A 23,699-nucleotide genomic window follows, 5' to 3' on the forward strand; every position below is an offset into this window, starting at 1 on the left:
AGATTTATGACACTATTTTGGCCAGTATCTGCTGTCAAATGCAACAAAAAAAAGGATTGCATCTTGACAATCCTTTTATATTATGAGATGCTGAATCAAATTCAGCATGACAAGAAATAATGTATTACACTACCTCTACAAAAAGCCCTTTCTCGGTCTTTTCCACCTTGGCTAAACTGTTTTTAGTCAGTTCTTTAATGGATTTATCCCACTTTTTATTGGATAGGCCGGATTGGGATTTTAAATCTACCAATTCCAATTTTTCGGACTTGTTTAGAATTTCCAAAATGGTTTTGGCGTCATCGCTGATGGCCAAAGGTTTTTTCTCTGGTTTCATTTGGGGGAAGAACAGTACTTCCTGGATGGATTGGTTGTTGGTTAAAAACATAATCAATCGGTCCATGCCTATACCCATCCCAGAAGTTGGGGGCATCCCGTATTCCAAAGCCCGTAAAAAGTCGTAATCGATAGTGGCCGTAGCTTCATCGTCACCTTTTTTGGCGAGTTCCAATTGGTGTTCAAAACGTTCGCGCTGGTCAATTGGGTCGTTCAATTCGCTGTAGGCATTGGCAATTTCCTTGCCACAAACCATCAGTTCAAAACGCTCGGTCAGTTCCGGATTATCACGGTGCTCCTTGCACAATGGACTCATTTCCTTTGGGTAATCCGTAATAAAGGTCGGTTGGATATAATTGCCCTCACAATTTTCGCCAAAAATCTCATCAATCAACTTGCCCTTGCCCATGGTGTTGTCCACCTCAATGCCCATATCTTCGGCGGCTTTTCTAATTTCAGCTTCGGATTTTCCGGTAATATCAAATCCCGTAAAATGTTTTATGGAATCCGCCATAGTCACACGTTGGTAAGGCGCTTTAAAATCAATTTCATGCTCCCCAAAAGTGGCCTTTGTCGTACCATTAACAGCTATAGCGCAGTGCTCCAATAATTGCTCACAGAAATCCATCATCCAGTTATAATCCTTGTAGGCAACATAAATTTCCATGGCGGTAAACTCTGGATTATGGGTACGATCCATCCCCTCGTTTCTAAAGTTTTTGGAAAACTCATATACCCCGTCAAAACCGCCAACAATCAACCGCTTCAAATACAGCTCATTTGCAATGCGCATGTACAAAGGAATATCCAAAGAATTATGGTGGGTCACAAACGGACGTGCCGCAGCACCACCGGCAATCGGTTGCAATACAGGCGTTTCCACTTCAAAATACCCGGCATCATTAAAAAACTGGCGCATGGCATTGAACAGTTTCGTACGCTTTACAAAAACGTCTTTCACATGTGGATTCACTACCAAATCCGCGTAGCGCTGTCTGTAACGTAACTCGGGGTCGTTAAATTCGTCATAGGTGTTGCCGTCTGCATCGGTTTTAGGCAGTGGCAACGGTTTTAAAGCTTTACTCAATAGGGTAAAATCTTTTACCATCACTGTTTTTTCGCCCACTTTGGTGGTAAACAATTCACCTTCAATCCCGATAAAATCACCGATATCCAACAGCTTTTTGTACACATTGTTGTACTTGCTTTTGTCGTCACCCGTGCAGATTTCATCGCGATTAAAATACACCTGAATTCGACCTTCACTATCCTGAAGCTCAGCAAAACTAGCACTCCCTTGAATACGGCGCGACATCAATCGGCCTGCAATCACCACGGATTTACCTTCCTCAAAATCGGATTTAATATCGGTTGTCGTCTGTTTTACGGGATATAAATCTGCAGGATATGGGTTGATCCCCAAAGCTCTCAATTTTGCGAGTTTGTCGCGTCGTACCAGTTCTTGTTCGGAAAGTTGCATGCCTTTTTTATTTAAGGTTGCAAAATTACATTATTTCACCTAAGAATAAAATAAAGCCCCTAAGGATTATTGATAATCTTTAGGGGCTGTTGACTAATTCAAATAAAAGTTTGCTAGCTAGGCATTTTGAGAAAATATTGTCAATTCGAGTGAATTTTGTGATTGAAATGAGCAAAATTTGTATCGAGAATAAATATTTTCGATATCAAAATCTGTTCTCGATACGATTTTGAGCTTCGCTCAGTATCTTCAATCAAAATATATTTTGACTTCGATAATCTCAAAATCACTCGAACTGACAGCTTTGGCATGCTTTAGATTTAAAATGAAGATAAGTTAAAGTTTAGCTTGGGGCAACCACCTTGCCTTTAATTTTCAAGATTTTCTGCACTTCCTTGGCATTGGAAATTACGGTGATGGTTTTAGTGAAATTACCCAGTTTTTTGGTGTTGTATTTCACTTTTAATTCGCCCTGTTCGCCTGGCAAAATAGGGGTTTTGGAGTAGGAGGGCACCGTACAGCCACAGCTGGTTTTTACCTCCGAAATAATTAAAGGTGCATTGCCTTTGTTAGTGAATTTAAAAATTCGTGTGCCGTCCGAACCTTGTTCGATGGTACCATAATCCATTACTTCGGTTTCAAAATCGATAATAGCCACTTCCTCCAGCATTGCCATTTCTTGTGCTTGGGTAATTGCAGTGGCTCCCATAAAAAGGAACATTACTAAAATGTTTACTGTTCGTTTCATGATTAAATTGTTTTAGCTGAAGTAGTTCAAAATTTTGAGTTTGCCTAATGCACCACTTCAATGATTAATACGAAAGCAAACATCGCCATTTACATTTGGGAATGGGGTCGAAAAACAGGTTGAAATCGGTACTAGTACCAAGGTTGAATTTTGTAACTACTTGTGATACAGCGACTTTAATTCGTCTCTTGAACTCACATTTAGTTTGCGGTACACGTTGTTTACGTGCGTTTTTACGGTACTTACACTCACAAAAAGTGCATCGGCAATGTCTTTATTGCTATTATCTTCCAGCAAAAGTTGCAATACATTTTGTTCTTGTTTGGTCAATTGCGAAGTGGCTTCCGCCAAACCCTTGCCATTTTTGCCCCGAATTTTTCGTATCAATTTCAAATTAAAAAGCAAGGAAATCATCAGTAATCCAAATAGGATATAGGTCCAAAATAAATCAGTGTCGGATTCCGTTGGCGAAACAATAAATTTATCCGAGGCCAGTTCAGCTTTGTACTGACGCGTATATGCCGAATTTGGATAGCTGGATTCCAATCGGCTTAAAAGCCCGTCGTAATAGGGGTTGTCTTTCAAATCCTCAAGATAATATCGGTGAAATGGACTGCTTCTATCCGATAGGAATGCGTAAATATAGAGTTCCGCCAAAGGCTCGTTCAACGAAACGCCAAAATCTTGTAGTGTTTTAAACCATTTTTTGTTGTTCAATTCCCTGTTGGCGATACTTCTGAATTCGGAATAGGCGAATTTCATTTCGTCCTTTAGCGAATCAATTTTTATAAACGCCCCTGTTTTCGGATTGGAAGACACAATATCACAAAACATTTGGGCATCAAAGGACAAAGGAAATTGAATCGTATCATTGTGTTTCGCAATAAAAAGAATGTCCTTGCTGTCTGAGCAATGCCCTTCAAAATGGATATTGATATCATCTTCGGAAACACAATTGTCTACATGGAGTTTATAGATTTTTTGCTCCGTGTCCAACTGATTGCCCGTGAATTGAAAAAAACCAGTGGAATCTGCAGAAACTCTAGTAATAATCTGCTCGTCGTTAATGTTGGAAAGTGTTCTGTAATCGTCAATAACGGATAGATACACCTGATTTTCCCAACGATCATGGTCAATAAACCCTTTAAAATTGTGCTGGGCAAACGCCGAGTTCCCAAAAAGTACAAAACATAGGATTCCGTAAAAAAATCTCATAGCACTAAACTACTGTTTTTTCTTTTAAGTAAAAATTAAATCAAATTGGCTAACATTACCATCTTATTTTTTTTGAAAAGCACTAAACTGTGTCAGGTTGAGCGCAGTCGAAACCTATTATAACCCGAAATTTTTTTGAGACCTTTCGTTAAGCTTCGCTTTGTACTTTCAATGAAAATATATTTTCATTTCAGTAATGCTCAAGGTGACATCTGAATTTTAAATTATCCTAGTTTTGTTGTAACGAAACGATTGTAAAAGCGTCCGATAGGTAATCATCAATCTTAAATCAATTTATAATGAGTTTTTGGAGAGTTTTACTTTCTATTATTTGCCCGCCATTGGCCGTTTTGGATAAAGGCTGTGGCTCTATTATTATCGTTTTTCTACTTTGGCTTTGTGGCTGGGTGCCGGGCGTTATCGCCGCCTTGGTCATACTTAATAATCCAAAAAATTAGTTTGCAGTCTCAGTCTCAGTTGGCGGGTGTTGATAAATCCTCTTTTTTAAGCTGTCTATAACCATATTCAAAACTTTGCGTCTTTGCGACTTTGCGAGAAAAATGGTGTAATTTTGCAACCAATGAATAAAAAGGTAGAACTTCAGGACTTAGGCTTCAAAGATTACAAGGCTACTTGGGATTATCAGGAAACCCTTTTTAAAGCTATTGTAGATACCAAAATAAAAAATAGACGGGAGGCTACGGAGGAAGAAACCCAAAATCATTTTTTGTTTGTGGAGCATCCGCACGTCTATACTTTAGGCAAAAGCGGGGATTTATCTAATTTATTGCTGAACGAAGCCCAATTAAAGGGCAAAGGCGCTTCTTTTTACAAAATAAATAGGGGTGGGGATATCACTTATCATGGACCCGGGCAGATTGTGGGCTATCCCATTTTGGACTTGGAAAACTTCTTTACCGATATCCATAAATACCTGCGTTTATTGGAGGAAATGATTATCCTCACATTGGCAGAATACGGTTTAAAAGCAGAGCGCAGTAAAGGGGAAACAGGAGTGTGGCTCGATGTCGATACCCCGTTTGCACGTAAAATTTGCGCCATGGGCGTACGTGCGAGCCGATGGGTGACCATGCACGGTTTTGCGTTAAATGTTAATGCCGATTTGGGCTATTTTGATAATATTATTCCCTGTGGGATTCGTGGAAAAGCAGTGACCTCTTTAAATGTTGAATTGGGGGTTGAAGCCGTTGATGAGGCTGGGGTTAAAGAAAAGTTGTTGAAACATTTTTCGGATCTTTTTGGGGTGGAGTTTTTTAACGATCTTGAAAATAAAAAGTAATGGATTTAATTTACTAATATTTGGTTTGGGACTCTTTATACATCTTATATACAATTTTCAATGAACTATATATACTGGCATTTTTATTGTGTGCTTAGTTGACAAATCCAACCTTTTTTTGAGTTGCTTTCGATGTCTATACCTACTGCCCGGTTTGTCCTAATTTTTTAACTTTTTCCAACCACTTTGTTCTAAACTTTTCTTTAGAAAACCTTATGGGGCCAATGGTTGTAATTCTTACTTTTTTTACTCCAATGAAGTTCATTGTTAATTTCTTCATTGCTTTGTGGCTAGGACTTGCATAAAACCACTTGTAGTACCAACTAGGTTGGTCTAAAGTACTTATGATTCTAGCAGTTTTACCCGTAAAATGTTTATCCCACCATAAAGAATCTTTTCTTTTGCTAAACGCAAATCCAGGAAGAAGCACTCTGTCTAAAAAGCCTTTCATTATTGCAGGTACTGAACCCCACCAAACAGGATACACCCAAACTAAATGGTTTGCCCATTTTAATATGTCTTGACTTTTTAATAAATCAGGTTCAAGTTCGGTTCTTTTCCTATAACCAAATTGTAGATTTGGATTAAAACCTAAATCTTGAATAATGATTTCTCGAATTTCGTAACCTGACACTTCAGCTCCTTTTTTATAGGCTTTTGCTAAGGCGAAATTGTAACTTTCTTTATCTGGGTGGCCTATTATAAGGGCTATTCGTTTATTCATCAATGTTTTATTTTAACATACCTAATATAGGTGTGATTCCAATTATTAGTAAAACTATCCAGCCTAGATGTTTTCCTTTTGTAGAAATGAAAACAAGAAAAGAGGCGCAGAGCATTGTAATTGCTATGCAAGTGATTATGAATTGCATCATATCTGCACTCATTTCGGTCTGCCTTGTTCCAATTTTGATAAGTAAAACACCAATACACCATCCAAATAATGATGTTAAGTGCCAAGTAGCCCAAATTATTCTTAGGTGCCTTTCTTTTAATTTAGACGTTACAATCGTGGGAATTATTTTGTTAGATTTTTTTAGATTCTTAAAAATTAAAATTTCTCCAAGTATAGAGTGCACTAATCCTAATATAAAGTATAGCGTACCTGCGATGAACAAATATTGATTCATGAGAAATCTTTAAAGATTTTGCTTATTAGAAGATGATTTTTGTAGGCCCATTAAAATCAGTATACCAATAGGCATAAGCAATATCCATTGAAATGCATAAACCTTATGCAGAAAACTGGTAATTAAAAAAGGAATGCCTGATAAAATGTAAAGAACAGCTATGGGTTTAAGAAATTCTTTTGCTTGATGGCTAACTTTTTTAAATCCAACTTTTAAGATGATGTAGGAAGTAGAAAACAAAAGTATAGTTACGATGTGCCACGCTCCGGTTAATTCGGCTTTTTGTTGAATACTGATATTGCTATCTAAAAGTGGATTAACCAATTCCATTTGCCCACCAACGGTATGAAGAATAGCGCCTAGAAGATTTATTATACCAGCTATTTTTATGTATATTCTTTTCATTTATTAAAAATTTGAATTAGAAGTATTTTTTGATTTTATGTAAAAATGGGGTTGTAAGTTTGTCCTCTTTAAAAAACCTATAAAGAATAATACAGGTTGGAATAGTTAAATAAAATGAGCAGATTAAGAATGTGGCTAAGCCAAAAGAAATTGCCAAAATTTGAGAAAAAAGTTCGCCAATACTATCTTCCTGTTCTATAAAAAAGTTGCTTACACCAAAAGCATATTCATAGAATCGCATTGAGGTTTCGTAGATTAGCCAAGCTGGGTAAAACCATTTTCTAATAGGTTCCCACCATGTTCCAAAAATTGATTTTTGTTGATTGCTGAATTCTTCCATTTTTAAATCTTTTTGCAAAGGTCATTTTAATGGAAGGTGTGTCATTTGATATAGATCAAATTCGAACTTTAGGGTTGCGAATCCTACTTAATGTTTCAAGGGTAATACCTAAGTAAGAAGCAATATGTGTGAGCGGTATTCGCTGTGTAATGTTTGGGTAAATACTTATTAAGTTCTGATATCTTTCTTCTGCCTTTGAAAATTGAATGGTGTGCAATCTTTCGCAAAGTCCTAGCATAGTTTCTATTACCACTTTACTAATAAATCGTTCAAAATCGTGGTGTTTATTTGAAAGGAAGTCCATTGTTTCTTTGGAAAACTCAAGAACTGTTGAGTCTTCAATAAATTCGATATAATGTGGACTCGGTTGTTCGCCGAAAAAACTTATAATGGATGCGATAAATTGATTTTCAAATGTAAACCAATCCGAAATGTCTTTGCCATCCTTTAAATAATAAGCCCTCGCACATCCTTCAATAATTAAATATGCATTCTTAGAATATTGCCCTTCTCGAACAACAGTATCACCTTTTTTGAAGGTAACAAGTTTTGAATTAGAAATGAACTCTTGTTGACAGCCATGCGTTAAGGGTGAATAAATTTCTTCAATTTCATTTAGGGTTTTTTCTACATTCATCTTGATAAACTATAGTTTCTTATTTAGAAGATAGGTTTCCTTAATGGTCAAAACTAAGATAATATTGATTTTTAAAAGGTTTGCCGACTGTAAAAGCAAGCTAGAAGAATTAACCAAATCAATATTTCTCGGGTACAAATGTCTGATAATTCATTGGAGGCCTTACATAGGCTTCATAATCGGGCAGTTCTGGCAATTCAATGGGTTCAATATTCATTTTTTCATGGGGAATCATGCTCAATACGTGGCTGATGCAATTTAGGCGTGCTTTCTTTTTGTTATCTGAGTTAACCACATACCACGGTACTTGTTTGGTATCAGTATGCGCAAACATTTGGTCCTTCGCTTTCGAATATTCCAACCATCGGGAACGGGATTCCAGGTCCATGGGGCTAAACTTCCATCGTTTCAATGGATTGCTAATACGATTTTTAAAACGCCTTTCCTGTTCTTCGTCACTTACCGAAAACCAATATTTCAAAAGAATGATGCCTGAACGTACCAACATCCTTTCAAACTCAGGGCAGGATCGTAAAAACTCACGGTATTCCTTATCGCTACAAAAACCCATCACCTTTTCCACGCCAGCACGGTTATACCAACTTCGGTCAAATAAAACGATATGTCCAGCGGAGGGTAAATGCTCCACATACCGTTGAAAATACCATTGTGTTTTTTCCTTTTCTGTAGGAACGCCCAAAGCTACTACCTTGCACACTCTTGGGTTTAATGGTTCTGTAAAACGTTTAATGGTGCCTCCTTTTCCGGAAGCGTCCCGGCCCTCAAAAACGATCACTACCTTTAGGCCTTTGTTTTTTACCCATTCCTGAAGATGTACTAAATCGGTATGTAGTTTTTTAAGCTCGGCGTCGTAGTCGAAATTGTTTTTGGACATAATTGTACGGTTCTTTAAACCACCAATTTAACAAAAAATAATGAGGTGAAATGGATTAATTCTCGGCATTAAAAAACACTTTGTAATAGTGCATTTTCTTTTCCTCATCATAACCGCGCTCCAAATACTCAGTTGAAGCATCCGGTGCATCAATGTCTAATTTGATTTGGATATTTGTGTCCAGCTTTATATCCGTTTTGATTTTGCGCTTTTCTTTATTAACAACAGCTTCTGCCACATCAAATTGGTTGCGGATGAGGAGGTTTTGCTCACCTTCAAATTCTTTTTTATAATTGTCAAACTCCCTTTTATGTTTGTCTTCTTCAAAAAGTTCATCTTTGAAACGCTCTACATTTACTACCTCATTTTCCTTGAAAAAGTCAATAGTTTTTGCTAAAAAGGTATTGTGTTCTTGGGCGCCATAGGTGGTTTTTACGATTTCGGTTGAAAATTCTTTACATAGCTCCAAGTACTGCTGGGTATGGCTATTGGCATCGTCGGCATATTTGATATTTAAAAAATGATTGAGCCAATATTGGGCGTCATAACTATTGTTGTCCACACTAAAAACGATGTTGCCCTCGGTATCGGATTGGTTTAAAATCAAACAGCCTTTGTCCACTTTTTTTGAACTTATACCCTTTTGGACTAAAACGTCATAGCTATTATTTTCCAAATACGTTTGAAAAAAATTCACCTTGTTTTCAATCTTGAAAATGCCAATAGCATTGGTCGTCATATCCCTAAATTCGATGCCTTCAAACTCAACGATCAGCACATCCCCGGTTTTGATATTTGCCGAATTGGACTGCTCGTAAAGATGTGTTACCACGTGTTTTGAAACCTCAACAAAACTATCTTCATCGTCAAAAATTTGTGTGGCATAACTAAAAATTTCGTTCAAGGCTACATTAGCATGGTGATTAAAACGATAGCTCTGAACGGCGCTTCCAAATCCTCTTAAAAGAAAAGGCAACATCAAATCGTAGCTGGCTTCGTCAAAGTCCACTAATTTATTTGAAAAGGCATTTTTGGTGTCGTTGAACTTATTGCCAACTTTGTGGATGATACATTTTGAAATAGAAGCGTTTTTTCTTGAAATCATGGTTTGGAATTAAGATTGCAATAGTAAATAATAAAGTTGAAAATGACATAAAAAAAAGGCGCCAAAGCCGAATACTTTGACGCCCGAGATTCGAGGACTTGTGTTTTAGTGCTTTTAATTCTTATAACTCCTTTTGTTTAATAATTCAAAATGATAGTGGTATCTAGTCATAATTTAGTATGCTATGGACTTCAATCCCGACGCGTTTATTGTTGTAATAGGTTTTTTGATGCTAAAAATGAATTCCCTATCAAATGGATTTAAAATAGAAACAACAATTCTCCCAATGTAACGCTTCAATCGTTTGGTTTGAGCATCCACGGGCTTTAGAAAAAATGGCAAAACATCCCCAAAACTAAGGACGTTTAGTGCATTTTTGGGAAATCGCATTTGTAAACGTTTGATTAATAGCTGGGTTAAATATAAAGTTTGTTTTTTAGATAGAAAAATGTTTATTCCTATTTAAAACATTCTTTTTCAACAAGTTTTAGGCGTAAATTGTTAATTGATTTGATACATTAAAATTGAATTGTTTTCGCCCTTTACTACAAATTCCAGCGCATTATCCTTATCCGTGTTATCCAAATCGATTATGGAGTTGCCGTAAACCGGGAAATTAGGACGCATCGTTCCTTGACTATCAAAAAGAAGTACTTTTTTGGCCTGTAGATCTGTTACCGAAACATAGATTTTGTTGTTGATATAAAAGATTTTGGGACGGGTATAATTGCCAAAATCCAATTCCACAACTTTGCTCTTTATGCCCAATTTGTTGTCATTTAGAGTGACTCGTGTTTTGCTGGTAGTTTCCAAAGAATGGTTGGATGATAAATTTAAGTTGACCTTGCTGGTATTGCCCCGTGTATCTATGCTGACAAGCTCACTGTTGCTGGCCGTTGTAGTAAATTTATTTTGATACAAAAAGACAGGCTCATTTGAAAATGAAGTATTGGCTTTTGGGGTTACCCGGGTTTTTCCGGTGCGGTCCAAAATATAAAGTTTGCTTCGGGTTTTTAGCACGAGGTAATCCTTGGCTCCAATTCTAAAATGTTTGGGTTGTGAAACAATGGGAGCATTGGCAGATTTAAATGTAAATCCTTTTACAATCTTGCCTTTGGTGTCGTACATCAAAACATTTTGTCCTTGGGTCACCAAAAGGCGGTACTTTTTGTTGTTGTCGTAGTCAAAAAGCGAAAGCGGTTGGGTAATGTTATCGTTAAATTTTAAAGGAAATGGCCCAACGTCCCTTCCTTTTCTGTCAATAAGGTAAACCCTATTTGGGGTTGCAAAAACCAATTGCAACCGACCGTTTTTATAAATATCCATTTGGGTAACTTCACCCAGGATAGGCCCGTTCAGCCTCTTTTTCCAAAGGACTTTTCCCCTGTTGGAAATCAAATAAAGGGTGTTGTTGATATCCTGAACAACGATTTCCTTTTGTTTAGTAACATGATTGGTCACCAATTGTGGTGCATTAAGCAGGTCATTTTCTAATTTAACATTGAATTCCTCGGTAATTGAGTTTTGAATTGCATTCTTTCCTTTCTTTTGAATCGCGCCATGAACGTGGGCAAAGTCAGAATCGTTAATAAATTGCAGACCAGATAAGCGATAAGCGTCGAGCTTCAAATTTTTGCTTGCGCCAAGATTTTTCGCCACTACAGTTTCAAGCAAATGGGGCCTAAGGACAAACATCATTGAGCTTTCGCTACTTAGATGTTCAGTCAATTTCCTATAGTTTTTTCTTTCGCCTAAAGTAGTTTTGTTTTGATGGTTGGCTATGATGTTTTGAAGCAATTCCATGGAATTGGAAAAGACAAAAAAATCATCTATCAAACAATACCTGCTCGCAGTGGTGTACTCGATAAATGGCGTGAGCGTTTTAGCAAAAATTTCAGGTTGACCAAATTCAAAAACGGAAACATCCCTGTAAGTTTCAATTATATTTTGGTCGCCAAGCAACGCATCTTGGGTGGCAATAATATCAATGGAATGCAAGACAATGGCGCGTTCATCATCTTCATAAATCACCCCTATTTCCGTAATGTTGTCAAATAGTTTGGTAGTATTTGAAATAGAATCTTTTGCCCAATATTGTGCTAAATTTGGATAAAGGGTTGCAAAATCATCAAACGTAACACTTAAAAAGCCATCACTGTTATTGGGAGTAATCCATGGCATTTTATTTTCCTGTGGCACGGTGCCTTTGAAAATATCAAGAATATTGTATAAAGAATCCAGGGACTTCGCTATGCCATTAAAATAGACATCATTTTGTTCCATTTGGATGTCGAGGGCCAAAATATCGGTCAGTTTTTCCGCTGATAAACGCTCTTCAATAAAAAAGGACTTCAATGATGATGAATCGGCTTTAATTAGGGCGGAAAAGGTTTCGTCAACATCAACTACATCGTTGAAATTGGCCAATTTCGATACCCTGCCATTTCCTTCAAAACTTCGGTCAAGAATGTTTTTCGAGGACGAAAGTAAAAAGGTGCTGTCGATCACCGTACTGTAAAACGTACTGTTATTTAATATAGACTTTACAATGGTTTTATTCTTGAACTTAAGTGTTTCCTCTGAGTAATTTTTAAGAGAATCGGATGAAAAAATATCTTCTGTATATTTTGAAATAACAGTATATTGAGTGCTATCATTTTCTTTTGAAAAACAAACCAGTATATCCCCAGTGGGATTCAAATACGAAAGATTTTCTAGCTGTTTTTCAGTTATGCCATAAGTTTCGGTTTTGGAAAACGCTTGGACAAATCCATTGTTTTGCAAGGCACTTTTTAGGTTTTCGAGGTTCGAGGTTTTGAGGACTATTTCAGAATCTTCCGGAGTAAAATCGATGAGTTGAGCGCGTTTTGTTCTGGAATTTGAGCAACTACAAACCAAAATAAGTAGGAGGGAATAGCAAAAAAATCTCATGGACAGACTGATTTTCTGCAAAAGTACATGAATTTTTTCGTTTGGAAATTCTCAAAAACCCAATGAAAAAAATTATATGGACTAGCGAAGCTGTTCCTGATGTGAAACTAAATTTTGTTCTTTTTCTCTAGGACAAAATTTAGTTTTATACAGAAGAAATATAGAATTTATCGAGATTAAAAAGAAGCGTTCAATATAACTTCCTTCCCTATTTTATGGGAGGTGTCGTCCCGATAGCTATCCGGAGGCGGACGGGTAAGTTTCAATCAAAGATTAAAAATCCAATTTAAGTTGTTCGGGCAATAATCTAAACGATTTTCGGTGATATTTGGTAATGCCGTATTTTTTTATCGCCTCTCTGTGTTCCCTTGTGGGGTAGCCTTTATTTTTTTTCCAGTTATACATCGGGTATTCTTCGTGGATGGCATTCATGTATTGGTCCCTGTGGGTCTTTGCCAAAACGGAAGCGGCCGCAATACTTAGATATTTGCTATCACCTTTAACAATGGTCTGGTGAGGGACGCTGTTATACGGTTTAAATTTGTTTCCGTCCACAATTATGAAATCTGGATTTTTGCGCAATTGCTCAATAGCTTTGTGCATGGCCATAATTGAGGCATTCAAAATATTGATTTCATCAATTTTCTCCTGAAAAATGTGGGAAACGCCAAAACACATGGCCTCGGCTTCAATAATCGGCCTCAATTTATCGCGCCTTAATTCCGACAACTGTTTGGAATCGTTAAGGATTTCGCTAGTAAACGCTTCAGGCAGAATTACTGCTGCAGCGGTAACAGGACCGGCCAAGCAGCCCCTGCCTGCTTCATCGGTGCCGCATTCGTAGGTGGTTTCTGAAAATTTTGCCATTAACATTGTCCAAAAGTAAAAAACAATTTGGAGACACATATATTATGCATACATAGTATTTTTTTTTGATTTTACTAGGGAATTCATAATTTGCATTGTTGAAAGATTACATTTTCTGCATTTTTTGTAAAATATTACTAACGGATTATAGTTTTTTTTGAAAAAACTGAACAATTTAAATGTTAAATATTGGATTTTATCAATAATTTTTAATTCAAAATTTTGTGGCTTTAAGAATTTATTAAGAAATTCGTCATCGACTAACTCAAATAATTATTTATATGAAATTAAAGTTGACCTGGTTGACGACACTGCTATTGGTGTTTTCAATCCAATTGTCCCAGGCTCAAGAAAACCGGGTTTCAGGTACAATTACTGATGTAAACGGTTTGCCCTTGGAAGGCGTTACCATTGTTGTTGATGGCACTGCCAGAGGTGTAGTTTCGGACTTCGATGGAAACTACAACATTCAGGCCCAATCGGGTGACATCCTCAAATTTAGCTTTATCGGTATGGAATCTCAATCGGTTACGGTTGGCACGAGTAATACCATAAATGTTACCCTAAAAGAGGATTTAGAAGATTTGGATACTGTTGTTATTACGGGGTATCAAAATATTGACAGGGTGGTTTTTACAGGAGCCTCTCAATCCGTAAAAGCTGAAGAAATTGAGTTGGCGGGATTGCCCGATATCACTCAATCTTTGGAAGGTCGAGCAGCGGGGGTAAGCGTACAAAATGTTACCGGAACGTTTGGAGCTGCACCAAGAATAACTATTAGAGGTTCTGCGTCGATTCTAGGGAATGCTGATCCCATTTGGATTGTGGATGGTGTTATCCAGGAGCAGATAGTAAATGTTTCATTTGCTGATTTAGTTTCAGGAGACCCCAATACTCTTTTAAGTTCTGCTATTGCCGGTTTAAATGCTAACGACATTGAAAGTTTTGAAATTTTGAGGGATGCCTCGGCAACGTCTTTATATGGTGCGCGAGCTCAAAATGGTGTGATTGTCATCACTACAAAATCTGGTCGAAAAGATCAAAAGCCGACATTTAGCTACAATGGTGATTTCTTAATGAGAGATAGGCCAAGGTACGCTCAGTATAATTTACTGAACTCTCAAGAAACCATATCGATATACCGGGACTTGGAGGCTAAGGGCTTTTTGCAATATCCGGATGTGTTGTATGGACGTAATGGAGGTGTTTACAATATTAGGGCTCAGGCCATAAATACCTATAACGAAACAAATGGAGCTTATGGAATTAGAAATACCCCAGAAGCAAGGGCGGCCTTTTTACAGCAATACGAATTGGCTAACACCGATTGGTTCAAGGAGTTGTATAGAATGACACCGACCCAGAATCACAATATTAGTTTTTCCAGTGGCTCAAAAAGTTCTAGAACTTATGCTTCGTTGGGTTATTTCACTGACGGCGGCTGGACAATAGCGGACCGTGTTAGACGTGTAACCGCAAATTTTAGAAACTCATTTCATTTAAATGATGATAAGCTAATTTTTACGCTTTTGGGAAGTGCTAATGTTGTAAATCAGAAAGCGCCCGGAACATTGGCAAGGCAGAATGATTTGTTTTTTGGATCATTCACCAGGGAGTTTGATATCAACCCTTTTAACTATGCTTTGACTACGAGTAGAGCTTTAAGGCCACGGGACGCCAATGGGGAATTAGAGTATTACAGGGCTAATTGGGCACCACTTAATATTCTGAATGAAATAGAAAATAATACGTTGGAAATTAATAGAACGGATGTCAAGTTTCAAGGCCAATTAGAATATAAAATCAACAATAATCTAACTTACAGCTTTTTAGGTTCTGCCAGATATGTTAAAAATATTGGAGAAAATGCGGCAAGGGAGGCGTCAAACAGGGTTGCGGCCTATAGGGCTGACGAAAATCAACTCGTTAGGGATGATAATACCTTTTTGTTCACCGATCCTGATAATCCTGTGGCATTACCAAGTGTGGTTTTACCAGTTGGAGGCATCTTGACCGAAACAAAAAATACACTTACGGCTTATACCTTTAGGAATTCATTGCGGTTTGATAAGACTTTCAAGGATGTCCATAATGTTAACATTTATGCCAATCAAGAATATAGGCATGCTGATAGGACGTCCTCTTTCTTTACAGGATACGGATATCAATTCAGCAGAGGTGGAGCTGTTTTTACTGATCCCGATATATTGAGGAAAGTTATTTTGGAAGGAGATGATTATTTCGCTTCTCAAGAAACACGGTCTCGAGAAGTGTCACTGGCTATGCAGGTGAATTATGATTATGACAAAAAGTATGTTTTGAGTGTAACCGGCAATTACGAAGGTTCCAATAGGGCTGGCGAGTCCTCAAGTGCAAGGTGGTTACCTACCTATTCCGTAGGTGCGCGTTGGAATGCACATGAGGAAAAGTTTCTTAGAGATTCCAATATCATTTCAAGTTTGGTTTTTAGGCCAAGTTATGGGGTAACAGGTTTACTTAATGATGCGGCCAGTAACAATAGAGCGGTATTCTTAAACTCGATTACGGATAGGTTTAATCTGGATGACCGGGAGAATTTTATTGATATTGAAGACCTAGAAAATTCTGAATTGACCTACGAGCAAACAAGAGAGCTAAATCTAGGTTTAGAAATAGGTCTTTTTAACGAGCGTGTGAGGGCAATCTTTGATGTTTATTCGCGAAGGGGTATTGATTTATTGGATGTTGTCAGAACATCCGGTATCGGAGGTGAATTTACAAAACTGGGGAATAACGCCGAAATGACGACTAATGGAATTGAGTTTCAATTGAACACCGTTAATGTGAGTTCTGATGATTTTCAATGGCGTACAGGTTTCAATATCTCGTTTATTGATCAGGAAATAACAAACCTACAGCAAAGACCGAACGTTTTTTCATTGGTTAACGGTACTGGAAATGCTATTGGTACAGAGCGCAATGCACTTTATTCTTTTAATTTTGATGGATTAAACGAATTTGGAGTTCCTACCTTTGACTTAGGACAGGATGAATTTGGAGAGGATATTGATCCAATTTCTGGAATTGATTTCCAAGCAACGGAGGATATTTTAGATTTCCTTGTATACGAAGGCCCTTCATTGCCTACAATTACAGGCGGACTTGCTAACAATTTCAAATATAAGAATTGGAATTTTAGCTTTTTTGTGTCCTTTTCTGGAGGTAACAAAATTCGTTTAGATCCTGCATACGCCTCGGAGTATACAGATTTAAGTGTGTTCCCAAGAGAGTTTGTTAACCGTTGGCAACAACCGGGAGATGAAAATCTTACTGATATTCCTGCTATACCGTCACGTTCACTTATTCAATCTATTGGTAATAATAGTATTACCAGAGCATATAATGCCTACAATTATTCAACGGCTAGGGTGGCGGATGGTGATTTCGTTAGGATGAAAAACATATCCCTGGGGTATACCTTTGATGGCCAAACAGTGAAAAATTTGGGGCTAAGTTCATTACGTTTTAATCTTCAGGGCACCAACCTGTTTCTGTTCTATTCTGATGATAAGTTAGGGGGGCAAGACCCGGAATTCTTCAACAGTGGTGGGGTTGCTTCACCAATTACCAGGTCGTATACGTTTACACTTAATGTTGGTTTTTAAAAAAAATACTATGAAAAGCTATATAAAATTTATCCCGTTTTTATTACTTGTTCTAAATCTTAGTTGTGATGAGGTACTTTCTGAAGTACCCGACAATCGAACGGAAATAGATTCGGCAGAGAAAATTTCTGAATTATTAGTTGCGGCCTATCCGCAGGCCGGATATGTTCCTTTTTTGGAGCCTATGTCTGATAATGCTGATGACAAGGGGCCTGGGGCAGAATCAGATGTAAGAATCAATGAAGAAATGTATTTTTGGAGGGATTTAAATGACGATGATGAAGACACTCCTACATTCTATTGGAATGAAGCATACGAAGCAATTTCTCATGCAAATCAAGCGCTTGCTTCCATAGAAGAATTAGGTGGTGGAGAAGAGTTCAATTCCCAAAGAGGAGAGGCCCTTTTATGCCGGGCTTATGCCCATTTTATGTTGGTTAGTATTTTTTCTAAACGATACGATCCTAGTACGGCCAATACAGATCTGGGTATTCCATATGTTACGGAGCCTGAAACTGTATTGATTCAAGATTATGATAGAGGTACGGTTGCCCAGGTTTATGCTCAGATAGCAAAAGATTTAGAAGAAGGTTTGCCACTAATTGAGAATGAATACGAGGTTCCAACATTCCATTTCACCAAACAGGCCGCAAATGCATTTGCATCCAGGTTTTATTTGCATATCGGAGAATGGCAAAAAGTTATAGATCATAGCACGGAGGCATTAGGTTCAGGTGGTGCTACTATACTTAGGGATATAAATGGCTTGTACGATCAATTACCTGGGGCGCAATTACAATTGCAGTACTCATCGTCCACAGACCCTTCAAATTTATTATTATCTGCGGGGAGTTCGGTTTACGCCAGGGGCTTTTTCTCAGGATTAGCTAGATATCAACTAAGTAGACTTTTGCAAATTCAAATTTTGGGAGGTAACCCTTTAGGCAAACCATGGGCGTATTCCATATTTACCTATAACGGCGATATAGGCTTAACTTTAATAAAGTATAACGAATATTTTAGGTTCACCAATCAGGCGGCTGGTATTGGGCTACCCTTCGTCACATATATGCTATTGACCACTGACGAAGTTTTGCTTAATAGAGCAGAAGCCTATGTAATGCTCCAGCAGTATGATAATGCGGTATCAGATATAAATCTAATGTTTTCAACTAAAACTAGTGGGTATGCTGCTTCAGATGCTTTAGAGCCTGCGGACATTGAAGACCCTAATGGCAACTTTGCATTTACCGATACGAGTGCTTATGCGCCTTTTTACACAATATCTTCGAATGACCTTCCTTATGTAAATTTAATTTTGACAATGAGAAAATCAATATTCTACAATGAAGGTTTGCGCTGGTTAGATATAAAAAGACATGGTATTGAAGTCGAGCATAGAATTGTAAATGTAAACGGAAGTACAATTGATACATTTACATTACCGAGAGGCGATGATAGAAGAGCAGTACAAATCCCACCAGACGCTCAAGCATTTGGTATAGAACAAAATCCAAGATAATATTTTAAAAATTTAAGATATGAATAAAATACTTTATAAATTATTAAGCATATTGTTTTGCTGTGCTGTATTTGCATTTACAGCTTGCGAGAGAGATGCTTCAATAACTGAGTCCCAAATTGATACTACACCACCCATATTGAATGATTTGGATGTTTGGTTGAGAGAAAATTTCGTGGATCCCTATAATATTGAAATTCAATATAAATGGGACATTAATGACACGGATGTTGACAGATTTTTGCACCCTCCATTTCAGTCCAGTGTGAGGCCGGTGGCTGAAGTTTTAAAGAGTGTATGGATAGAGCCTTATACTCAATTGGGGGGCGAAAACTTTATCAAGCATATTGCACCAAGGGAATTTGTATTAGCCGGCGGATTTAATTTCAACCCTGGAGGAAATACAATAACCTTGGGTATAGCCGAGGAAGGAGCAAGAATAATTATATTTAATATAGATTTTTTAGACTTTACCAACATTGTGTACGAAGAAGATACACCAAACGATTTTGACGTGCAGTTTTCAGTAACTGGGCCATTATCGACCATTCACCACGAGTACGGTCATATTTTGAACCAAATCGAGCCTTATGACCCAGTTTTTGATTTGGTAAACCCCGCCAATTATACCTCTTCATGGGCCGATAGAAGTAATGAGGAGGCTAGGGAGCTGGGCTATATTTCTGCCTATGCCTCAAGTGAGCCAAGTGAGGATTTTGTAGAAATGATACAATATATGTTGGTGAGATCTGCTGCGCAATGGGATGATTTGGTAAATGGCATATCTAGTGAACAAGCAAGATTGAGTATTAGGCGCAAAGAGCAGCTTGTTGTTGAATATTATCAAGAAAAATTCAACATAGATTTTTATGAACTTCGAGAGCTAACCTATCAGGCCTTGTTGGAGATATAGTTTAAAGAGAATAACAAAAAATTGAATTTATGAAATTTTTAATAAAATATAAGTACCTAAGTTTTATACTATTGTCCTTTTTTGTACTGTTTTCGTGCAGCGAGGATGATACGGAAAATGTATTTGGCCAAGCACCGGCCGATAGGGTAGCTGATAGAGTTAATGAACTGCAGAACCTTTTAGTGTCTCAGCCCAACGGTTACAGAGCGATATATTTCCCAAAGAATGATCAAAGGGGAGGTTTCACCATTTTCATGCAGTTTAATGCTGATGGCACAGTAAGACAAACTTCGGATTTTGATGACGACAGTACGCTTCAAAATTCCAGCTATGAGGTAAGGCTTGGGACTACAACGGAACTTGTATTTACAACGCGTAATCATATTACTAAGGCAACCGATCCTACAGCCGTTACACAAAATATTAATGGTTTTCAAACAGGTATTGGGTTTTTTGGGACATCTGTTTTTCAATATTTCAGCAACGACAACGGGGTTATTACTTTTAGAGACGTAAGAAATAGGGACACCGCTTCCTTAATTCTTTATCCTTCGAATTTTACGGACTTTGATGCTGAAAGTGTGGCAAGTGTAGAAGCTTCCTATGCTAACAGACAGGCTTTTGATGACGTGGATTGTTCAACGGCGTCAGTTTATGATAGTCTTGTTTTGGAAGCTCCAGGTGAGGGAGGGATGGTTACCTATGTTTTGAACTACACGCCTAATACTATATTTTTTGACGCTGAAACAGTGGACAATGAAGGTGTTACCAGTGAGAAGGGTATAGGTGCCGCTTTTACTTTTATCGACGGAAAAGAGGCGATAATAATAAGTCCCGCATTGGAAGTTGGAGACAGTGTCTTCAAGGATTTTGTTTTGGATACTAGTAGTGGTAAACCGCAATACGTCGCAACCTCAAATGGTGCTACCGCTACAATTTCAAATTCCCCATTGTCAAGTCCTTCAGGGGAGGCTATCAATGATGATATTGCTTTATTGGAAAGTGCCTTTTTATACAGAATTTCTCTGGGTAGTAACCCTTTAACGAGCCCCTGTTTTCAGGAAGAAGTTATAGATCAAATTAATGCTAATTTGGATGCTGGGTTTGGTCCTGGAGCATTTTCTTTAACTCAGTTCCAGTTTATTTTTAATTTTAATAGTGATGCATGTGATAATTTTTTGTTTGTACAGATCACTCGTGCAGCCGATGGGGCGGCATTCAATGCGTTCTATTGTTATAACAGGGCTAGTGTAAGTAATAATAGGCTTTTTCAAGAATATACAGGGCCATTTGGGACAGGAAACGGACCATTTTTAGAGCCTTTTTATGCCCCGCTAATAGACTTTTTTGATAATCCAGCCTCTACAAGCTCAGGTATGCTCTATACGAATGAAGGCCCTTTCCGATCAAATACAAATGGTTTCAGTAATATATCTGGAACATTTACTAAGATGGACAATCAGGCTTTAAGGGTTTATGGGCTATTTTTTGGCTAATAATTCCTTTTGAAGGAACTTTGACTGAAAATTTTTTAAGGCAATCCCTAAATTTGAAATAGGTTTAGGGATTGCTTTTTTATTAACTCAGAACTATAACTTCCCTCTCTAAAATATAATTTCCCCATTTTTCATCGTTATCATATTTTGTATTTACATTTGCAACGTTTTTTATGATTATGCGAAAGTTAGGCCTTACAATCCTTTTTGGTGTTTTTTCTTGTGTTGCGTTTGGGCAGGTGCTTTCCGGCAAGCAAACAAAGCCTCAAGATTCATTGGGCACAAAACCTCAGGAAACATTGGCCACCCAGCCAGAGGATAGTTTAAGGACTTCGCGTTCCGCGGGTCGCGGGGGAAATCTTTTGGATCGTATCGATCCAAAAGACCCAAAGGAAAAGAAAGCAAAAATTGAGGACTACCTCATTATTTCCCATGAAAACGATACCACACATGTCGATACATCTTTAACGGTTTTTAAAGATTACAAATTCAATTATTTAAGACGGGATAACTTTGGATTGGTGCGTTTCTCAAACATTGGGCAATCCTATAATAGCCTCACCTATAATTTCCAAAGTACGGATTTAATGCCCAGCTTTGGAGCCAGGGCCAGGCATTTCAATTATATGGAAATTGAGGATATTTCCTATTATCGTGTGCCAACCCCTTTATCGGAATTATTATATAAATCTGCTTTTGAACAAGGACAGATGGCAGATTCATTTTTTACGGTCAATACCTCGCCCCACCTTAATTTTTCAATTGCTTACAAAGGACTTCGTTCTTTGGGAAAATACCAAAGTATTTTGACCAGTACCGGAAATTTCCGGTTCACGACAAATTATAATACCAAAAATCGGCGATACAAGATGCGAGGGCACATTGTAATGCAGGATTTGTTGAATAATGAAAACGGAGGTATTCGGGACGATATGGTAGAGAATTTTGAAAGCGGCATTGACGAATTTCGCGACCGTTCCATTTTGGAGGTCAATTTTGAGAATGCAGAAAATATTCTAAAAGGCAAACGTTTTCATTTAGAACACAGCTATGATGTCTTTAACAAAAAGGTTAAAAAATTCCTCCCAACGATTTTAAACGATTCTACTTCAAAAAGTCGTCTCACCTTAAAACATATTATATCCTTTGAGGACAAGTATTTTCAATATGATCAGACTTCCGCTAATAGTATTTTTGGTGACGCATTCGTTACATCAGGGCTAAGGGAACGTTCTACGCTTGAGCATTTGTTTAATCAGGTACAGTTGCAGTACTTCAATAACGAACTTGGGGATTTTCAGGTAAATATTAGTAACGATAACTATAACTACGGCTACGATAGGGTAGTAGTGCTCAATGGAAATACGATTACCAACAGATTAAAAGGGAACATTTATTCGGCAGGAGGAAAATACCATAAATATTATAGGGGCTTTGATATCCATGGCGAAGCGGGAGTCAATATTTCGGGTGATTTTCAGGGCAACTTTGTTAAAGCTCACGCCAGTTATAATTTTAATGATGTCATACTTGCAAAAGCCTCTATCAACCATAGCTCAAAAGCTCCTAATTACAACCAGCAGTTGTATCAGAGCAACTATTTAAACTACAACTGGCGGAACAGTTTCAACAATACCGAAACGCAACAGCTCGCTTTCTTTGTAAGATTTAAGAATATAGCAAATGTTACGGTGGATTATACCACCATCAGTGATTACATCTATTTTAAAAATGCTGAAAATGCCGCAGCGGGTACCCAGCAAATAAAAGCATTCCAGAACGATGGCACCATCAACTATTTTAGAATAAAAGGGGAGAATGAAATAAAATTTGGAAAATTTGCCCTAAATAATACCATATTATATCAAAACGTTCAAGATGAAAACAAGGTGCTTAACGTACCCGAACTAACTACCCGAAACACCATTTATTTTAGTTCACATGTCTTCAAGAAAGCCATGTTTTTGCAAACAGGCCTCACTTTTAATTATTTCACAAAGTACTACATGAATGCATATAACCCAGTTATGTCAGAGTTTTATGTACAAACAGATAGGGAGTTTGGCGATTTTCCAAGATTCGATTTCTTTGTTAATGCCAAAATCCGACAAACACGAATATTTTTTAAGGCCGAACACTTCAACTCCTCCTTTACGGGCTACGATTTTTATTCAGCCCCAAACTACCCTTATCGCGATTTCATAGTCCGATTTGGTATCGTTTGGAACTTCTTCATGTAGAAACCCACACAATATATATAACATAAAGTCACTTCGAGTGATTCTGCCCAAGCAGAATTGTATCGAGAAGTTGGGCGCTACCCAAGGGTCGGGCTTTCACTACTCAATCCCTCCTATCGTCGGGGATTTCAAACATGCCGTTCAATCCCTAGCGCGGGCATGCCCGTGGTCTGCACCGTCCGCCGGAAGGGTCCTGTGCGCCTGAAGGGTTTGGTTCCGTCCGCCTCTTTGCGTCTTTTCGCCTTAGCGAGATAAGTCCTTTCCGTTCTGGGCTAGGGGGCCTTTTCCGCCTTCAGGTAAGTTTGTGCACAAAAAAATCGTCCTGCAACCCCCGCATTCCCAGCACGTTGCATTGGCCGTACAAAAAAGTTGAAAAAAACTTTGCAAAAGGCATTGCGGAAAGCAAAAAGGGTTTTATGTTTGCACCCGCAAAAACGGGGAAGCCCGATGTTGCGGAGTTCATTTGCAGTAGTTTTTTTGGTCAAAGAGGGGGGG

At 37.9% G+C, this 23,699-nt stretch carries 21 protein-coding genes; 7 read left to right on the plus strand and 14 right to left on the minus strand.

Annotated elements, in window-relative coordinates; translation table 11 throughout:
* Window positions 1–124: 124 nt before the first annotated feature.
* From lysS to ACFSR8_RS04210, 3 genes are all read right to left on the minus strand, one after another.
* Window positions 125–1,816, minus strand: coding sequence for a lysine--tRNA ligase (gene lysS / locus ACFSR8_RS04200; RefSeq protein ID WP_380289323.1), 1,692 nt, complete (start codon window positions 1,814–1,816; stop codon window positions 125–127).
* 343 nt (window positions 1,817–2,159) lie between these two features.
* Complete coding sequence (locus tag ACFSR8_RS04205) at window positions 2,160–2,564, minus strand: DUF1573 domain-containing protein (RefSeq protein WP_380289325.1); 405 nt, start codon at window positions 2,562–2,564, stop codon at window positions 2,160–2,162.
* 156 nt (window positions 2,565–2,720) lie between these two features.
* Window positions 2,721–3,779 carry a response regulator transcription factor gene (locus ACFSR8_RS04210; protein ID WP_380289327.1) on the minus strand — a complete coding sequence of 353 codons (1,059 nt, stop codon included), beginning with the start codon at window positions 3,777–3,779 and terminating at the stop codon, window positions 2,721–2,723.
* Window positions 3,780–4,078: 299 nt separating this feature from the next.
* Here ACFSR8_RS04210 and ACFSR8_RS04215 point away from each other — a divergent pair, with 299 nt between their 5' ends.
* Together ACFSR8_RS04215 and lipB are read left to right on the plus strand one after the other, a co-directional pair.
* Complete coding sequence (locus tag ACFSR8_RS04215) at window positions 4,079–4,237, plus strand: YqaE/Pmp3 family membrane protein (RefSeq protein WP_158845287.1); 159 nt, start codon at window positions 4,079–4,081, stop codon at window positions 4,235–4,237.
* A 122-nt stretch (window positions 4,238–4,359) separates the two neighbouring features.
* Window positions 4,360–5,079, plus strand: coding sequence for a lipoyl(octanoyl) transferase LipB (lipB, locus tag ACFSR8_RS04220; protein ID WP_380289330.1), 720 nt, complete (start codon window positions 4,360–4,362; stop codon window positions 5,077–5,079).
* 142 nt (window positions 5,080–5,221) lie between these two features.
* Here the strand turns inward: lipB and ACFSR8_RS04225 are convergent, their stop codons facing one another.
* The 10 genes from ACFSR8_RS04225 to ACFSR8_RS04270 form a co-directional block, all read right to left on the minus strand.
* Entirely contained in the window at window positions 5,222–5,803 is a 582-nt protein-coding gene (locus ACFSR8_RS04225) for an NAD(P)H-dependent oxidoreductase (protein ID WP_380289332.1), read from the minus strand.
* A gap of 7 nt (window positions 5,804–5,810) precedes the next feature.
* Window positions 5,811–6,209 carry a hypothetical protein gene (locus ACFSR8_RS04230; RefSeq protein WP_380289334.1) on the minus strand — a complete coding sequence of 133 codons (399 nt, stop codon included), beginning with the start codon at window positions 6,207–6,209 and terminating at the stop codon, window positions 5,811–5,813.
* Window positions 6,210–6,218: 9 nt separating this feature from the next.
* On the minus strand, window positions 6,219–6,614 hold the full coding sequence (locus ACFSR8_RS04235) for a hypothetical protein (protein WP_380289336.1): 396 nt from the start codon (window positions 6,612–6,614) through the stop codon (window positions 6,219–6,221).
* A 16-nt stretch (window positions 6,615–6,630) separates the two neighbouring features.
* Entirely contained in the window at window positions 6,631–6,972 is a 342-nt protein-coding gene (locus ACFSR8_RS04240; RefSeq protein WP_380289338.1) for a hypothetical protein, read from the minus strand.
* Window positions 6,973–7,009: 37 nt separating this feature from the next.
* Complete coding sequence (locus ACFSR8_RS04245; protein WP_380289339.1) at window positions 7,010–7,591, minus strand: Crp/Fnr family transcriptional regulator; 582 nt, start codon at window positions 7,589–7,591, stop codon at window positions 7,010–7,012.
* Window positions 7,592–7,709: 118 nt separating this feature from the next.
* The gene (ppk2, locus tag ACFSR8_RS04250) at window positions 7,710–8,486 is read right to left on the minus strand and encodes a polyphosphate kinase 2 (RefSeq protein WP_380289341.1); all 777 of its coding nucleotides are present in this window, start codon (window positions 8,484–8,486) and stop codon (window positions 7,710–7,712) included.
* Between the two features lie 55 nt (window positions 8,487–8,541).
* A complete protein-coding gene (locus tag ACFSR8_RS04255) occupies window positions 8,542–9,591 on the minus strand; it encodes a nucleoid-associated protein (protein ID WP_380289343.1) in 1,050 nt (349 codons plus the stop codon).
* 174 nt (window positions 9,592–9,765) lie between these two features.
* Window positions 9,766–9,981 carry a hypothetical protein gene (locus ACFSR8_RS04260; RefSeq protein WP_380289345.1) on the minus strand — a complete coding sequence of 72 codons (216 nt, stop codon included), beginning with the start codon at window positions 9,979–9,981 and terminating at the stop codon, window positions 9,766–9,768.
* Window positions 9,982–10,092: 111 nt separating this feature from the next.
* Window positions 10,093–12,522: a ribonuclease HII gene (locus ACFSR8_RS04265; RefSeq protein ID WP_380289347.1), complete on the minus strand. Its 2,430-nt coding sequence runs from the start codon at window positions 12,520–12,522 to the stop codon at window positions 10,093–10,095.
* A 273-nt stretch (window positions 12,523–12,795) separates the two neighbouring features.
* On the minus strand, window positions 12,796–13,395 hold the full coding sequence (locus ACFSR8_RS04270; RefSeq protein WP_380289349.1) for a ribonuclease HII: 600 nt from the start codon (window positions 13,393–13,395) through the stop codon (window positions 12,796–12,798).
* 275 nt (window positions 13,396–13,670) lie between these two features.
* Here ACFSR8_RS04270 and ACFSR8_RS04275 point away from each other — a divergent pair, with 275 nt between their 5' ends.
* From ACFSR8_RS04275 to ACFSR8_RS04295, 5 genes are all read left to right on the plus strand, one after another.
* Window positions 13,671–17,033: a SusC/RagA family TonB-linked outer membrane protein gene (locus ACFSR8_RS04275; protein WP_380289351.1), complete on the plus strand. Its 3,363-nt coding sequence runs from the start codon at window positions 13,671–13,673 to the stop codon at window positions 17,031–17,033.
* A gap of 10 nt (window positions 17,034–17,043) precedes the next feature.
* Entirely contained in the window at window positions 17,044–18,555 is a 1,512-nt protein-coding gene (locus tag ACFSR8_RS04280) for a RagB/SusD family nutrient uptake outer membrane protein (RefSeq protein ID WP_380289353.1), read from the plus strand.
* A 19-nt stretch (window positions 18,556–18,574) separates the two neighbouring features.
* The gene (locus ACFSR8_RS04285) at window positions 18,575–19,468 is read left to right on the plus strand and encodes a substrate import-associated zinc metallohydrolase lipoprotein (protein ID WP_380289355.1); all 894 of its coding nucleotides are present in this window, start codon (window positions 18,575–18,577) and stop codon (window positions 19,466–19,468) included.
* A 29-nt stretch (window positions 19,469–19,497) separates the two neighbouring features.
* A complete protein-coding gene (locus tag ACFSR8_RS04290; protein ID WP_380289357.1) occupies window positions 19,498–20,964 on the plus strand; it encodes a DUF4302 domain-containing protein in 1,467 nt (488 codons plus the stop codon).
* A gap of 179 nt (window positions 20,965–21,143) precedes the next feature.
* Window positions 21,144–23,204, plus strand: coding sequence for a putative porin (locus ACFSR8_RS04295; RefSeq protein ID WP_380289359.1), 2,061 nt, complete (start codon window positions 21,144–21,146; stop codon window positions 23,202–23,204).
* A gap of 272 nt (window positions 23,205–23,476) precedes the next feature.
* Here the strand turns inward: ACFSR8_RS04295 and ACFSR8_RS04300 are convergent.
* A partial coding sequence (locus tag ACFSR8_RS04300) for a hypothetical protein (protein WP_380289361.1) occupies window positions 23,477–23,699 on the minus strand: 223 nt, incomplete at its 5' end.

The organism is Hyunsoonleella rubra, from assembly GCF_042684665.1.
In the GTDB taxonomy this organism is placed as follows: Bacteria; Bacteroidota; Bacteroidia; order Flavobacteriales; family Flavobacteriaceae; genus Jejuia; species Jejuia rubra.